The following is a 14,123-nucleotide window of genomic DNA, read 5'->3' as shown; positions in this document are numbered from 1 at the left end:
GGACGCGGTCTGGAGCAAGATGCAGGTTCTTCCTGCTGGAGCCCCGGGCATGCGCGGTATTGACTTCAGTTCCTGGCAGGGCGTGCTGTCCACCTTGGCCGGCCTGGTCCTGATCACCCTGCTGGGCGTGGGCATCCGCCTGCTGGTGATGCAGACCCTGCAGCAGCGCCGCGAGCGCGAGAACCGGCAGATCAACGAACGGCTGCGCACGCTGATGGCGGCCTACAAGACCCTGGGCGGTTCGTTCACCGGCGAACTGGGTGTGGATCCCAGCCATCGCCGTGACCTTCGCCAGCGCGAAGATGCCGAAGGCATCGCCGAGCCCCGCTCGGATCGCGCGCGCCGCATCCGTGATGCCGTGGAAGCGGCGTTGTCGGACATCCTGCTGCTGGGCACTGACGAACAGGTGCGGCTGGCCGCGCGTGCCGCCAATGAACTGGCACAGGGGCGGCCGGTACATACCCACGAACTGGTGATCTCGCTGCGCGACTTCGTGCGCGAAGCGCTGGATCTGGCGCCGATTCCGACCGACCTGCAGATACCGCCGCAGGGGCCGACCCGGCCGGGTGGCGCCAGTGTCGGCGGCAAGGGCGATGCCAAGGGCGGTCGTGCGGGTGGAGGAGGTGGCGGTGGCGGAATGGGCGCTGGGATGGGCGGTGTGGGCCTCGGCGCTGGCGCCGCACGGGGCGCTGGCCATGCCGCTGCCAGCGATGAAACGGACGCGCGCTGAGCACGTCCGCCCGGTTCAGCGCGTCAGTTCGTAGATCGGCACGAAGCCGCCGTAGATCATCCGCGCGCCGTCGAACGGCATCGGATTCGTCGCCGGATCAAACCTTGGGTCTTCCATCATCTTCTTCATGCCGGCGTCGCGGGTCGGCTTGTCCGGCCATTCGATCCAGGAAAACACCACCGTCTCATCCGGCGTGGCTTTCACCGCGCCGAAGAAGTCGGTGGTCTTGCCGTGCGGCACGTCATCGCCCCAGCACTCGACCACGCGCAGCGCGCCGTATTCGATGAAAACGGGATCTCCTGTGCGTGCGTGGGCGAGGAACTTCTCCTTGTTGGCGGTGGGCACCGCCAGGACGAAACCATCGATGTAGCTCATTGCCTGCCTCCGGATGGACCGTGCCGCATGCACGGCCTTCAAGTACCCGACGAACCAGGGCGTCGTGGATCGACATCCTGTGTGCGCCTGTTCAGCCCGGGCCACCGGGCAGCGGCGCCAGCACCGTATCCGGTGGCTGCTGGCCGGCCAGGTGGCGCACGAAGTAGTCCCACATGCGGTGCGTGTAGGTGGCGTCGTTGCGGAACAGTTCGTGGTCCTGCCGGGCCAGGTACAGCAGGTCGTAGCTGCGCTGGGCCTTGTTCAGGGCGGCGGCCAGCTGCAGGGTCAGCGCCGGTGGCGCGTTCTCGTCCAGTTCGCCATAGACCAGCAGCAGATGCCCGCGCAGGTTGCCGGCCAGTGCTGCATTGTCGAGCCCGGCAAAGGGCGCCGGCACGCCTTCGGCATTGGGCGTGGCCGGCAGCACCCCACCGAACAGCCGGTCCATGCCGTGCAGGGCGCCGCCGTACATACCCTGGAAATTGTGGCTGCCAGCCGAGGCCACGCCCACCTTGTAGAACGTGGGATAGCGCAGCAGGGCGCGCGCTGCACTATAGCCGCCGAACGAATGCCCGTAGATGCCGACCCGCTCCAGGTCGATGCCCGGGTAGCGTTCGCCCAGCTGGCGCAGCGCAGCCACATGGTCATCCAGCTGCACATCGGCGGCGCGCAGGAAGCTGCTGTCATGGAACGCCTTGTTGCGGCCACCGGTGCCGCGCGCATCGATGCTGACCACCATGAAGCCGAGTTCGGCCAGGCTGGCGCGGGATACCGGATTCAGGGCAGACACCGCCTCGGCGTAGGTCACCGGCGCATTGCTGATGAAGGAACCACCGTACATCGCGTCGATCACCGGGAAGCTGCCATCATCGCGATAGTCGCGGGGCAGGTAGACGGTGGCGAAGATCGGCGTGCGTCCATCGGCGGCCAGCAGCCGTTCGCGCCGTGGTGCGCGCCAGCCGGCAGCAACGATCGCGCTGTCATCGGCTGTTTCCAGCACCATCACTTCACGTCCGTCATCGCTGGCCCGCAGCACGGTGCGTGGTGGCTGGTCGAGACGGGAAACGGTATCCACCAGATACCCACCGCCAGGCGACAGCGCCTGGGGAGCGCGCCCCCCGAACAGCGCGCCGGTACCGGCATCGGCCATGTGGTCGTTGCCATCGGCGGCCAGGCGCTGGATCGGACCGCCCTGCAGCGATACCCGGTACAGGCCGCGCACGTAGGGGTCGCCACCGTCGACGCCACCGGCGCTGAAGTACGCCCAGCCACCCGCAGCGTCCACACCCAGCAGGTCACGCACCACCCATTTGCCGCGGGTGAGCTGGCGCAGCACCTTGCCATCGGACAGGCGCACCCGGTACAGATGGCCCCAGCCATCGCGCTGCGAGAACCACACGGCGGTGTCCTGCCCGGGCAGGATGGCCACCGCGGGCCGGTTGTAGGAATACACGTTGAGCTGGAGGCGAGTGTCGCTGGCTTCTTCCACAACCGTGCGCAATGCACCGCTGTTGGCATCGATCTCCACCAGGCGCAGCCTGCGCGGCGTGCCGAAGTGCGCGATCACGGCATACAACCGATCGCCGTCCCAACCCAGGATGCCGGCCTCACTGAGCGTGTTCCAGCCCTCGGGCAGCGCGATGTCATGCTGCCTGCCGCTGGGGATATCGATCACATACAGGCTGTCGCATACCTGCTGTGCATCGCCCAGTACCCCCAGCTTCACGGTATGCACGCGCGGCCGCGCGCTGTGGGTCGGGCTGCTTTCCAGATAGGGATAGTCCTGCAGCGCGCGTTCGTCGTAGCGGATGCCGGCTGCGTAACGGCCATCGGGTGACCAGCTCACCGCAAACGGTCGTGCCGGCATCCGGCCCAGACGGCGTGGAATGCCGCGCAGGGTGAAGTCCGGCAGTACGCCATAGCCATGCCCAGCTTCACCGCCCTGGGTCAGTCGCTGCGGCGCCGCTCCAGAGCGCTGCAGCCACAGGTTGTGGTCGCGTACCTGCAGCCAGGCATCACCGCCGGGCGACGGCAGTGCATCAGCCGGCGGCAACGCGTGTTGTGCGGCCGTGCACTGCAGGCGTGGCCATTGGCAGTTGATCTCCGCCTCGCCGTTGAACTGCAGGCGCAGGCCATCATCCAGTACCTGCATGTTGTTCAAGCGCAGGCGTGGCCCGCTGGCACCCAGAGGTGCAACTGCGGCGTCCAGCGCATCGGGTTCGAACAGGATCTGGCGCGTAGCCTGGATTGGATTGACCAGTATCGCCTGGCGCCGGCCCTGTGTGTCTTCGCGTTCGTACCAGAAGCGCCCATCGGCCAGCCAGTGGGGCAGGACCGATGCATTGCGCAGCGCACCGCGCAGATGACTGTCATGCACGCGTTCGGCGCGCTGGTAGTCAGCCGCCTGCAGCGCGTGCGCAGCATGGATCGGAAACAGGGAAGCGCAGGCCAAGAGGGCGGCGCGAACAGGCATCAGCAGCGGATCGGAAACGTGCAAGGCAACCTCCTGTTGCAGTCGGTGACGAATCACAAATGCACGCGCGCCGCGCGCGTATGCCAGAAACAGCCTGAATCAAGCCAGAAAATTCAGCAATGCGAAGACCGCTGTTTTCAGGGAGCGTTGTGGCGAATAACGGAGAATTTACATTCCCGATGCGATGGCGCCTTGGCGCTGCTGCACACCATAAGAAAGTAAAGGTGTACCCCCATGAAGAATTCGCTGATTGCTCTGGCCCTGGCCGCTGCCCTGCCGTTCACCGCCTCGGCTGCTGAGAACCTGTCGTACAACTATGCCGAAGCCGACTACGCCAAGACCGACATCGATGCGTTCAAGGCCGACGGCTGGGGCGTGAAGGGCTCGTACGGCTTCCTGCCGAACTTCCACGCTTTCGGTGATTACAGCCGCCAGGAAATCGACCACACCAACATCAAGCTGGACCAGTGGAAGATCGGCGCCGGCTACAACGTTGAAATCGCCCCGACCACCGACTTCGTCGCTCGCGTTGCCTACCAGAAGCGCGACCAGAAGCACGGCCTGGACTTCAACGGCTACAGCGCTGAAGCCGGTATCCGCACCGCCTTCGGTGCCCACGCCGAAGTCTACGGCATGGTCGGCTACGAAGATTTCTCGAAGAAGCACGGCATCAATCCGGAAGGCCAGTGGTACGGCCGCCTGGGTGGTCAGGTCAAGCTGAACCAGAACTGGGGCCTGAACGGCGAGCTGAAGATGAACCGCGACGGCGACAAGGAATACACCGTCGGCCCGCGCTTCAGCTGGTAATTGCTTCCTCGGCGCGCCTGCGCGCTGAAGATGCCTCGACAGGCCCGGCTCATGCCGGGCCTGTTGCGTTGTGACGACCCGAAACCGCAGCTGAGCATGTTCCGAGGCCGCTGCTGCGTTGCAATAAATTGGATTCCGCTGCTCCCGGCGCGGCCCTACGGTGGGCACTTCGTATCGTCGGATCCATGTGATGCCGCCTGCCGTTCCCGCTCTGCCCCTCGATCGGCCCCGCCGCCTGGCAATGCTGGCGCCGCATCCCGTGCTGCGTCTGGGGGTGGAGGTGGTGCTTTGCCAGCACGGTGGCGTGCAGGTCTGTGGCAGCTTCACCCGCGAAGCTGATCTGCTCGATCTGCTGCAGCGCCAGCCGGATGGCATCGACCTGCTGCTGATCGACCTGCTGGCACCCTATGGTCCCGAACAGGGCCTGTCCCTGTTGCGGCTGTTGTCGCGGCGCTGGCCGCTGTTGCCGGTGCTGGTGCTGTCTGCGCACTGCAATGCCAGCATGGTGACCATGGCGATGCAGGCCGGCGCGCGCGGCTTCCTGTCAAAGGGAACCACGCCGGCGATGCTGCGGCGCGCGGTGGAGGTACTGGCCCGTGGCGGCCGCTTCGTGCCCCCGGAGCTGCGCACGCAGTTGAACCGATCACGCATGCGGCGCACACCGGCGCCGGTGCTGACGCCCTTGAGCCGACGTGAGCGCGAGGTGCTCCGGCTGGTCCTGCAGGGCTGCACCACCGGGGAGGTGGCGCGGCGCTTCGGGCGCACGGCCAGTACGGTCAGCACGCAGAAGCGGACGGCGTACGAGAAGCTGGGCATCCACAGCGATGGTGAGCTGTTCCGCATCCGGCACCTGCTCGAATGCGGATGAGCGGGCTTACTCGCCCTGGTACTGCTTCTCTTCCACCAGGGCCGAACCGGCCACGCGGTTGATCTCGTTCTTCACCTGCACGCGCTCGCCATTGGTGCCGTAGACACCGCGTGCCAGCTGGATGAAGCCATCGTCGAACACCTGGGCCGCTTCCTTGTCGCGCAGCTGGTCCTGGATGTCCCACATGCGCTCGTTGATTGCCTTCAACTGCTGCTTCAGCACGGCCAGCGCCGGCTGACCCTGCAGCTGCTGCTGCAGCAACGGCAGCAGGCCGTCCAGCTCGGTGCGCACGTTGCTCAGCTTGGCCGCATCGTCGATGCGTTCGGCCTTGATCTCGAGAATGGTGATCTTGTCGATCAGCTCGCCGATCGATACCGGGGTCAGGATGGCGTCCACGCGGTTGGTTCTCTGGAAACAGGGCACCATGATACCGCGCTGCCGGCATGTGGCCCCGATTCACGGGATTTACGCCGAATTTGCGCGACGGCCCCGGCAGCACCCTCGATCCGTTACGGCCACCGCCTCGACACTGCGTTCCCGGCGGCATAACCGCCTTCGACGAGGAACACAGTGCAGTGAACAGCAAGGGGATGATGGCGGCGGTGGTGGCCGCCCTGGCAGGGCTGCTCGGGATCGGCAGCGCGCAGGCACAGGTGCAGGCCAGTGGCAGTGCGGCATTGACCAGCGACTACGTGTGGCGTGGCAGCTCGCAGAGCGACGGCGACCCGGCGGTGCAGGCGGGCGCGAAGGTTTCGATCCCATCGGGCTGGTACGCCAGCGTGTGGGGCTCCAACGTTTCGTTCAAGCCGGACAATGGTGCGCGCAGCGAGTTCGACCTGGTGGCGGGCTGGTCCGGTGCGCTGGCCCCGGACTGGACACTGGATGCCAACCTGACCCGCTACATGTACCCGGGCACCGGCCGCGCGCTGGACTGGACCGAACTCAACACCACGGTGAGCTGGAAGCAGCGCGCCTGGTTGCAGGTCGCCCATTCCAACGATGCGTTGGCCGGTGGCCATCGCGGTACCTACGCCCAGCTGGGTGTGCGTGTGCCGCTGCACGAACGCGTCCGCCTGGAAGCGGCGGTGGGCCAGTACTGGCTGGCCACCGCGCAGGGCCCGGACTACCTGCATGGGCAGCTCAGTGCCATTGCCACGCTGGCCCCGGCATGGGAGCTGCGTGCCACCGTGCATGACACCGACAGTGCGGCCAAGCGCCTGTTCCCGGGCAATGCCGGTGGACGATGGGAGCTGGCGCTGCAGGGCAGTTTCTAGTCGGCCACCGAGGCCTGGCGCGCACGCAGCGCGCCGGGCAGCCACAGCAGCAGGGCCAGCACCGCCACCGCAGCACCGGCCACGCAGACGCCGGTCCAGCCGAAGCGCTGGTAGACCTGCGCCGACAGCAGCGAACCCAGCGAACCGCCGATGAAGTAGCCGGTCATGTAGCCGGCATTGAGGCGGTTGCGCCCTGCCGGTTGCAGTGCATAGATCAGGTTCTGGTTACTGACGTGCAGCAGCTGCGCGGCCAGGTCCAGCACCACCACGCCGACCAGCAGCGCCAGCAACGAGTGGGCCGACAGCCCCAGTGGCAGCCACGAGAGCAGCAGCAGCGCCAGCGCGATGGCGGTGGCACGCCCGGTCTGGCCACGGTCGGACATGCGGCCGGCCAGGCCGGCCGCCAGCGTGCCGGCCGCGCCGACCAGCCCGAACAGGCCGATGGTGGCGTCGCTGTAGGCATACGGCGGCTGTGCCAGCAGGAACGCCAGTGGCGTCCAGAAGATCGCGAACATGGCGAAGCTGCAGGCCCCCAGCAGGGTGCGCTGGCGCAGCACCGGTTCCTGCACGAACAGCACGCCGATCGAGCGCAGCAATGCGAAGTAGCCAAGGCCGGCGCTGTGGTGGAATCGCGGCAGGCCGCGCTGCAATGCCAGTGCGGTCAGCACCAGGGTGGCAGCGGCGATCGCGTACACCAGGCGCCAGTCGCCCAGGCTGGAAAGCAGGCCGGCCACGGTGCGCGCCAGCAGGATGCCCAGCAGCAGGCCACTCATCAGCGTGCCGACCACGCGACCGCGATGTTCCGGCGCGGCCAGCGTGGCCGCGAACGGCACCAGCACCTGGGCGACCACGGAGAACAGGCCGGTGATGGCGGTGCCCGCCAGCAGCCAGGCCAGCGACGGCGCACAGGCACTGATCACCAGCCCGCCGGCGGACAACAGGCTCATCACCACGATCAGGCGCCGGCGTTCGAACAGGTCTCCCAGCGGCACCAGCAGGATCAGTCCGGCGGCATAGCTCAGCTGCGCGGCGGTGACCACCATGCCGACCTGGCCGAACGGCACACCGAAGGCATCGGCAATGGTATGCAGCAGTGGCTGCGCATAGTAGTTGCTGGCCACGGCCACGCCGGTGGCGACCGACATCAGCAGCACCTGCCAGCGGTGCAGGGGGGGGAGGGACGGACTCACGCGGTATTCCACAAAGCGGGGTGCACAGTGTCCGCCTGCTGCGACCATGATGGAAATGAATCATCATCATCCATGCCATCTGGAAACGAGATAGCTGGATGAATCTCAAGCAGCTTGAATTTGCCGTCGCCCTGGCCGAAGAGGGCAATTTCACCCGTGCCGCCGAACGCTGCCACGTGGTGCAGTCCGCGTTGAGCCACCAGATTGCCTACCTGGAGCAGGAACTGGGCACGCCGCTGTTTGAACGCCTGCCGCGCCAGGTACGGGCGACGGCGGCCGGTGAGGCGCTGCTGGTGCACGCACGCCAGGTGCTGGCCAGCCTGCGCCACCTGCGCGCTGACGTGGCCGCGGTGAGTGGCGAGGTGCGTGGCCTGCTGGCGATCGGGCAGATTTCCTCGCTGACCGGCATCGACGTGGTGGCGATGCTGGCAGCCTTCCAGCAGGCGCACCCGCAGGTGGAGTTCCAGCTGCGGGTGGACAAGAGCGAGGATCTGATCGCGCAGGTGCAGTCGCGTGAATTGGACGTGGCACTGGTGGGGTTGGCGCCCTCGGCCGGCCTGGACGGGGTCTGCCACCAGATGCTGCAGGAAGAAGACCTGGTGGCGGTGCTGGCGCCGTCGCACCGCTTGGCCCGGCGCAAGTGGCTGCCCTTGACCGAACTGCAGGATGAAGCGCTGGTCGACTTCCCGCGCGGCACCGGTGCGCGGCGGCAGACCGACGATGCCTTCGCCGCCGCCGGCCTGCCGCACACGGTCCGCTTCGAGGTCAACCTGATGGAACTGGTCGAGCGCTTCGTCCGCCATGGGCTGGCGGTCGGCATCGTGCCGGCGTTGATCGCCGAAGGCTTTGAAGGCGTGGTGCGGATTCCGCTGCAGCCGACCCCGACCCGCCGCGTGCACCTGGTCTGGCAGCGGCTGCCGACACCGGCGGCGCGGGCGTTCGTCGAGGCCGTGCTCAGCCGCGCAGGCGCAGGCTCAGGCCCTTGAGGAAGTTGCGCAGCATCTGGTCCAGGCAACGCCGGTAGTTGGCGTGCCCGGGTTGGCGGAACAGTGCGCCCACTTCCGACTTGGAGACATTGAAACCGGCGCTGGCGAAGATCTCCATCAGATCGACGTCGCGCAGCTGGAACGCCACGCGCAGCTTCTTCAGCACCAGGTTGTTGTCGATGCGGGTCTCCACCGCGCGCTGCGGCTGGTTCTCGTCGCGACCGCGCAGGTGCACGATCAGGCCATCGAGGAAGTGCGCCAGCGCGCTGTCGCTCATCGCCTCGAAACCGGCTTCGTCCTCGCGGCGCAACCAGGCCTTCACCTGCTCGGTCTCCACGGCGAAGGCCGGGTCGGCCATCTGGCACAGGGCCACCACGTGGTGGTCGCCCAGGTCCAGGGAGTAGCGCACGCTGCGCAGGACATCATTGTTGATCATGGTCCAATTGTAGCGGCCCCTGGCGTGTCACCGGAGTGTCATCGAACTGCAGCATCGTGGGCACTCGTTCGCTGAGACCCTTGCATGCGCCGGTATCTGTTTTCCGCACTGCTGCTCGCCAGCAGCTTCGCTGCCTTCGCCCAGGACCGCTTCGTACCCGTCGAGCGGCGCCTCAGTGCATCCCAACTGGCCGAGGTCGGGCTCAATCCAGCGCAGTTGCAGGCACTGAACCGGGTACTGCGCGAGGCAGAGCGCGCGGCCACCGGGCCGACGGCAGCGGTGGCCCCCGCCGCTGCGCCGCTGCCTGCCAATGTGCCGGCACCGGCAGCAATGCATCTGGGCCTGGAAGAAGGACCGGTCAATGCACGCGTGGTCGGAGAGGTCGCAGGCTGGCAGCCAGGCACGCTGTTCACCCTTGATAACGGCCAGCAATGGCAGGTGATGAAGGGGCAGATGAAGCTGCGCAAGGTGCTGCACTCGCCGCAGATCGCCGTTGTTCCAGGAATCGCCGGGCGCTGGTTCCTGCAGGTCGACGAAGACCTGCCCAAGGCCCGGGTATTCCGCGTGCGCTGAGCCGCGCACGCCCCGGGCGTGGTCAGCCGGCATCGGCAACGCAGGGGCGGGCCGACGGTGCCAGAATGGGCGTCCGGTTTTTCCCCCTGGAGTTGCCTGATGACCCGCACTGTCCTGATTACCGGCGCCACGTCCGGCTTCGGCGCCGCCGCCGTCCACCGCTTCGCCCAGGCCGGGTGGAAGGTGATCGCCACCGGCCGCCGCGGCGAACGCCTGCAGCCGCTGGTCGAGCGCTACGGCAAGGACGTGGTTCACGCCGCCGCCTTCGACATCCGCGATCCGGTGGCAATGGAGGCGGCCCTGCTGGCACTGCCGCCTGCGTTCGGCCAGATCGATCTGCTGGTCAACAACGCGGGCCTGGCACAGGGCACCGCGCCGGCACAGAGCGCCAAGCTGTCGGACTGGACCACGATGATCGACACCAACATCACCGCGCTGGTGACCTTGACCCATCGCCTGCTGCCGCAGCTGGTGGAGCGCAAGGGCGCGATCATCAACATCTCGTCGGTGGCCGGCGTCTACCCGTACCCGGGTGGCAACGCCTACGGTGGCACCAAGGCCTTCGTCAGCCAGTTCTCGCTGGGCCTGCGTTCGGACCTGCACGGCACCGGCGTGCGCGTGACCACGATCGAGCCGGGTATGGCTGAAACCGAGTTCACCGTGGTGCGTACCCATGGCGACCAGGCGGCATCGGACAAGCTCTATACCGGCGCCAACCCGATGACCGCTGAAGACATCGCCGAACAGATCTTCTGGGTGGCCAGCCTGCCGCCGCACCTGAACATCAATCGCCTGGAGCTGATGCCGGTCAGCCAGTCCTTCGCCGGTTTCCAGGTCGCCCGCGAAGGCTGACGGTCGTCTGTAGAGTCGAGCCATGCTCGACTCTACAGAAACGAAAAAGCCGGGCATTGCCCGGCTTTTTCGTTCAGCGGGAGGCTTATTGTGCCTTGATCGCCATCGCCTGCAGGCCAGTGCCATCCAGCTTCTGCTTGGCCTCGGACAGTTCGCCGGCGCTCCCATACGGTCCCATACGCACGCGGTACACGGTCTTGCCGTTGATCTGCGCCGATTCCACGCGTGCCGCCAGGCCCATCATCGCCAGCTTGGCCTTGGTCGCCTCGGCATCGCCGGAGGCACCGAACGCACCGGCCTGCAGGATGTAGCGGGCGTTGTCGGCGGCAGCCGGTGCAGCAGCTGCCGGAGTACCGGTCGCTGCCGGTGCGGCTTCCGCACGTGCTGCAGGCGTGGCCGCGGCGTTGCTGGTCGACGCCGTTGGGGTGCCGGCTGCAGGCGTTGCCGCCGCCGGGCGTTCGCTCAGCGGTGCCGGCAGCGGACGGCTGGTCGCGGTCACCGGGGCGGTGCTGGCCACGCTGGCCGTGGCTGTGGGTGCTGGCGCCGCGGGCGGCGGAACCGGCTTGCCTTCCAGTGCAGCCTGCGCGCGCTGCGCTTCGGCCCTGGCCCGGCGCTGGTCTTCGGCACGCGCGCTGGCGGCCAGTTCGGCGTCGGACATTTCAACTTCCTTGCCCGGCAGCAGGGTGTAGAAGTCGTACTGGGTCGCGGCCGGCTTTTCCGGCTCGGCCGGCTTCGGCGTAGCCGGCTGTGCGGCCGGCTGGGTGCCGACATCGCTGTCGGCGTCAGCGACCGGGGCCGGTTGCGCGTTCGGGTTCGGCTGCGGTCCGGCGCGAAGGAAGCCATCGCCTTCGCCCTTGAACAGGTTCGGCGCCGCCAGGAACACCACGGCCGCAATCGCCACGCCAGCGACCAGCCACACCCATCCGGGTGTGCCCTGGCTGCTGCTGTTGCGTCGTGCCTGGTTTTTGCCGCGTCGTGCTGCCATGGGTACTGCGTCTCCTGATGCTTACATTTTTTCCGGGGCGCTGACGCCCAGGAGGTCGAGGCCGTTGGCCAGCACCTGGCGGGCAGCGCAGGCCAGGGTCAGCTTGGCGTTGCGATCGGCGGCATCTTCCACCAGTACCGGCGTCCCGTGATACCACGTGTGGAACGCGTGCGCCAATTCACGCAGGTACTGCGCCACCAGATGCGGCTCCAGCGCCACGCCGGCCGCCTCCACCACTTCCGGGTACCGCGAGATCTCGTTCATCAGCAGCAGCGAAGCGTCGTCGGCCAGGCGGCCGAGGTTGGCCAGGCCATCAGCCTGTTCATACACCAGCCCCTTCTCCTGCGCCTGGCGCAGCAGGCTGCAGACGCGGGCATGCGCGTACTGCACGTAGAACACCGGGTTGTCGTTGCTCTGCTGGCGGGCCAGGTCGATGTCGAAGGTCAGCTGCGAATCGGGCTTGCGCGCGATCAGGAACCAGCGGGTGGCATCGCGGCCGGCTTCCTCGATCAGGTCACGCAGGGTGAAGTAGCTGCCGGCACGCTTGGACAGCTTCACTTCCTCGCCGCCACGCATGACGGTGACCATCTGGTGCAGCACGTACTCCGGCCAGCCCTGCGGAATGCCCACTTCCATCGCCTGCAGGCCGGCGCGCACACGCGCCAGCGAGCCGTGGTGGTCGGCACCGAGTTCGGTGATCGCGCGCTCGTAGCCGCGCTGCCACTTGGACAGGTGGTAGGCCACGTCCGGCACGAAGTAGGTGAAGGTGCCGTCGGACTTGCGCATCACGCGGTCCTTGTCGTCACCGAAGTCGGTGCTGCGCAGCCACAGCGCGCCGCCCTCCTCGTAGGTATGCCCCGACGCCTGCAGCTTGGCCACCGCTTCTGCCACCTTGCCGTCGGCGTACAGCGAGCTTTCCAGGAAATAGATGTCGAAGTCGACGCCGAAGGCAGCCAGGTCCAGGTTCTGCTCGTTGCGCAGGTAAGCCACGGCGAAGCGACGGATCGCCTGCATGTCGTCCGGGTCCTTGGCGCCGACCACGGTGCTGCCTTCCAGGTCGACGCTGGCGCCGGCCATGTAGGCGCGTGCGACGTCGGCGATGTACTCACCGCGGTAGCCACCTTCCGGCCAGCCGTCCTGGTCCGGCGCGATGCCCTTGATCCGTGCCTGGGTGGACAGCGCCAGGTTCTCGATCTGCACGCCGGCGTCGTTGTAGTAGAACTCACGCTTGGCGTTCCAGCCGTTGGCATCGAGCACTCGCGCCACGCAGTCGCCGATCGCCGCCGCGCGGCCATGGCCGACATGCAGCGGGCCGGTCGGGTTGGCCGACACGTACTCCACGCCCACCGTGCGGCCATTGCCGGACAGGTTGCGGCCGTAGTCGTGGGCTTCCTTGATGACCGACGCGGCTTCACGCTGGTACGCGGCCGGGGCCAGGTGGAAGTTGATGAAGCCGGGGCCGGCGATCTCGACCTTGCTGACGTCCTCGCTGCGCGGCAGCGCCTCGACCAGCGCCTGCGCCAGTGCGCGCGGATTGCTGCGCGCGGCCTTGGCCAGCAGCATCGCGGCGTTGGTGGCGAAGTCGCCGTGGTCGCGGGTCTTCGGGCGCTCGACCACGAAGTCCGGCGGCAGGGAGTCGGCGGGCAGGGTGCCATTGGCGCGCAAGGCTTCGATGCCTTGGCTGATCAGGGCGCGGAGGAGATTTTTCACGAGGCCTGCTGTGAGAATGAGCGGCGGAATCGCCCATTTTAGCGCATGTACCCGCGCCCACGCTGACCAGAACATGCCTGCGGGGGCGGCCGGTGGCGCCTGAAGGGGGCGCGCTCAGCCGAACAGCCGAGGCTGGGGCGGGGACAGCAGGCCCCGTTCAGCAAATGAAACGGGACGGCCCTCGCCGACCACGAAGTGGTCCAGCAGGCGCACGTCCACCATCGCCAGCGCCTGCTGCAGTTCATCGGTGATGCGGGTATCGGCGCTGGACGGTTCAGGGTCGCCCGAAGGATGGTTGTGGCTGAGGATTACCGCCGCCGCGTTGTGCAGCAGGGCACGCCGGACCACCTCGCGGGGGTAGACCGGCGCGGCGTTGATGGTGCCGTGGAACAGCTCTTCGCAGGCGATCAGGCGGTGGCGGTTGTCCAGGAACAGGGCCATGAAGATCTCCCGTGCCTGCCCTCGCAGGCGGTGCTGCAGATAGCGGCCGACCGCCGCCGGATTGTTGCCAACCGCCTCGCCGTGCTCCAGCTCAGCCGCCAGGTAGCGATGGGCCAGTTCCAGCCCGGCAGCCAGCGTACAGCTGCGCGCCGGGCCCAGCCCGGGCAAGCGGGCCAGTTCGCCCGCGGGACGGTCGAGCAGCACCCGCAAGGGGCCATGCGCCTGCAGCAGGTCGCGCGCGGTCTGCACGGCATCACGGCCGCCGAAGCCGGAGCCGAGGAACAGGGCCAGCAGCTCGGCGTCGGAAAGTGCCGTGGGCCCGCGCGCGATCAGCTTCTCGCGAGGGCGTTCCTGTTCGGGCCAGTCATGGATGGGCATGCCTGCATCATCGCCAGCTTCGGCGGCGTCTCCCATCGGGGCTTGCCG

Annotated in this window: 15 protein-coding genes; 7 read left to right on the top strand and 8 right to left on the bottom strand. The window is 67.5% G+C overall.

Translation table 11 applies throughout. The features are described from left to right. Positions 1-49: 49 nt before the first annotated feature. Positions 50-730, top strand: coding sequence for a hypothetical protein (locus VG543_RS16345; RefSeq protein ID WP_423178788.1), 681 nt, complete (start codon positions 50-52; stop codon positions 728-730). 15 nt (positions 731-745) lie between these two features. Here the strand turns inward: VG543_RS16345 and VG543_RS16340 are convergent, their stop codons facing one another. Both VG543_RS16340 and VG543_RS16335 read right to left on the bottom strand, forming a co-directional pair. Beyond that, complete coding sequence (locus VG543_RS16340) at positions 746-1,105, bottom strand: DUF1428 domain-containing protein (RefSeq protein ID WP_005407745.1); 360 nt, start codon at positions 1,103-1,105, stop codon at positions 746-748. 91 nt (positions 1,106-1,196) lie between these two features. Then, entirely contained in the window at positions 1,197-3,599 is a 2,403-nt protein-coding gene (locus VG543_RS16335; protein ID WP_423178789.1) for a DPP IV N-terminal domain-containing protein, read from the bottom strand. Positions 3,600-3,809: 210 nt separating this feature from the next. Here VG543_RS16335 and VG543_RS16330 point away from each other — a divergent pair, with 210 nt between their 5' ends. After that, positions 3,810-4,382 carry an Ax21 family protein gene (locus VG543_RS16330; protein ID WP_021204739.1) on the top strand — a complete coding sequence of 191 codons (573 nt, stop codon included), beginning with the start codon at positions 3,810-3,812 and terminating at the stop codon, positions 4,380-4,382. A 190-nt stretch (positions 4,383-4,572) separates the two neighbouring features. After that, positions 4,573-5,250 (top strand): response regulator transcription factor, encoded by a 678-nt coding sequence (locus VG543_RS16325; protein ID WP_021204740.1) that lies wholly within the window; start codon positions 4,573-4,575, stop codon positions 5,248-5,250. 6 nt (positions 5,251-5,256) lie between these two features. Here VG543_RS16325 and VG543_RS16320 read toward each other — a convergent pair whose 3' ends face one another. Next, the gene (locus tag VG543_RS16320) at positions 5,257-5,646 is read right to left on the bottom strand and encodes a DUF6165 family protein (protein WP_423178790.1); all 390 of its coding nucleotides are present in this window, start codon (positions 5,644-5,646) and stop codon (positions 5,257-5,259) included. A 179-nt stretch (positions 5,647-5,825) separates the two neighbouring features. On the opposite strand from VG543_RS16320, the gene VG543_RS16315 reads away from it, so the two are divergent. Beyond that, a complete protein-coding gene (locus VG543_RS16315; RefSeq protein WP_423178791.1) occupies positions 5,826-6,524 on the top strand; it encodes a TorF family putative porin in 699 nt (232 codons plus the stop codon). Here VG543_RS16315 and VG543_RS16310 read toward each other — a convergent pair. Continuing rightward, complete coding sequence (locus VG543_RS16310) at positions 6,521-7,669, bottom strand: MFS transporter (RefSeq protein WP_423178826.1); 1,149 nt, start codon at positions 7,667-7,669, stop codon at positions 6,521-6,523. The genes VG543_RS16315 and VG543_RS16310 overlap by 4 nt on opposite strands. A 143-nt stretch (positions 7,670-7,812) precedes the next feature. Between VG543_RS16310 and VG543_RS16305 the strand changes: the two genes are divergently transcribed. Further along, positions 7,813-8,700, top strand: a complete 888-nt coding sequence (locus VG543_RS16305; RefSeq protein WP_423178792.1) for a LysR family transcriptional regulator — start codon at positions 7,813-7,815, stop codon at positions 8,698-8,700. Here the strand turns inward: VG543_RS16305 and VG543_RS16300 are convergent. Next, positions 8,669-9,136, bottom strand: a complete 468-nt coding sequence (locus VG543_RS16300; protein ID WP_019661796.1) for a DUF1456 family protein — start codon at positions 9,134-9,136, stop codon at positions 8,669-8,671. The genes VG543_RS16305 and VG543_RS16300 overlap by 32 nt on opposite strands. 84 nt (positions 9,137-9,220) lie before the next feature. Here VG543_RS16300 and VG543_RS16295 point away from each other — a divergent pair, with 84 nt between their 5' ends. Beyond that, positions 9,221-9,709 (top strand): hypothetical protein, encoded by a 489-nt coding sequence (locus VG543_RS16295; protein WP_423178793.1) that lies wholly within the window; start codon positions 9,221-9,223, stop codon positions 9,707-9,709. A 99-nt stretch (positions 9,710-9,808) separates the two neighbouring features. Then, the gene (locus tag VG543_RS16290) at positions 9,809-10,561 is read left to right on the top strand and encodes an SDR family NAD(P)-dependent oxidoreductase (RefSeq protein WP_021204746.1); all 753 of its coding nucleotides are present in this window, start codon (positions 9,809-9,811) and stop codon (positions 10,559-10,561) included. An 85-nt stretch (positions 10,562-10,646) separates the two neighbouring features. Here the strand turns inward: VG543_RS16290 and VG543_RS16285 are convergent, their stop codons facing one another. From VG543_RS16285 to radC, 3 genes are all read right to left on the bottom strand, one after another. Beyond that, positions 10,647-11,546 carry an SPOR domain-containing protein gene (locus tag VG543_RS16285; RefSeq protein ID WP_021204747.1) on the bottom strand — a complete coding sequence of 300 codons (900 nt, stop codon included), beginning with the start codon at positions 11,544-11,546 and terminating at the stop codon, positions 10,647-10,649. Between the two features lie 21 nt (positions 11,547-11,567). Next, positions 11,568-13,256, bottom strand: a complete 1,689-nt coding sequence (gene argS, locus VG543_RS16280) for an arginine--tRNA ligase (RefSeq protein WP_134735231.1) — start codon at positions 13,254-13,256, stop codon at positions 11,568-11,570. A 114-nt stretch (positions 13,257-13,370) separates the two neighbouring features. Further along, complete coding sequence (radC, locus tag VG543_RS16275) at positions 13,371-14,075, bottom strand: RadC family protein (protein ID WP_026347232.1); 705 nt, start codon at positions 14,073-14,075, stop codon at positions 13,371-13,373. Positions 14,076-14,123 lie beyond the last annotated feature (48 nt).

It is taken from the genome of Stenotrophomonas sp. CASM101, from assembly GCF_049384845.1.
Classification (GTDB): Bacteria; Pseudomonadota; Gammaproteobacteria; order Xanthomonadales; family Xanthomonadaceae; genus Stenotrophomonas; species Stenotrophomonas hibiscicola.
Note: the sequence above shows the minus strand (reverse complement) of the source record. Positions and strands in the feature narration are given on the sequence as shown.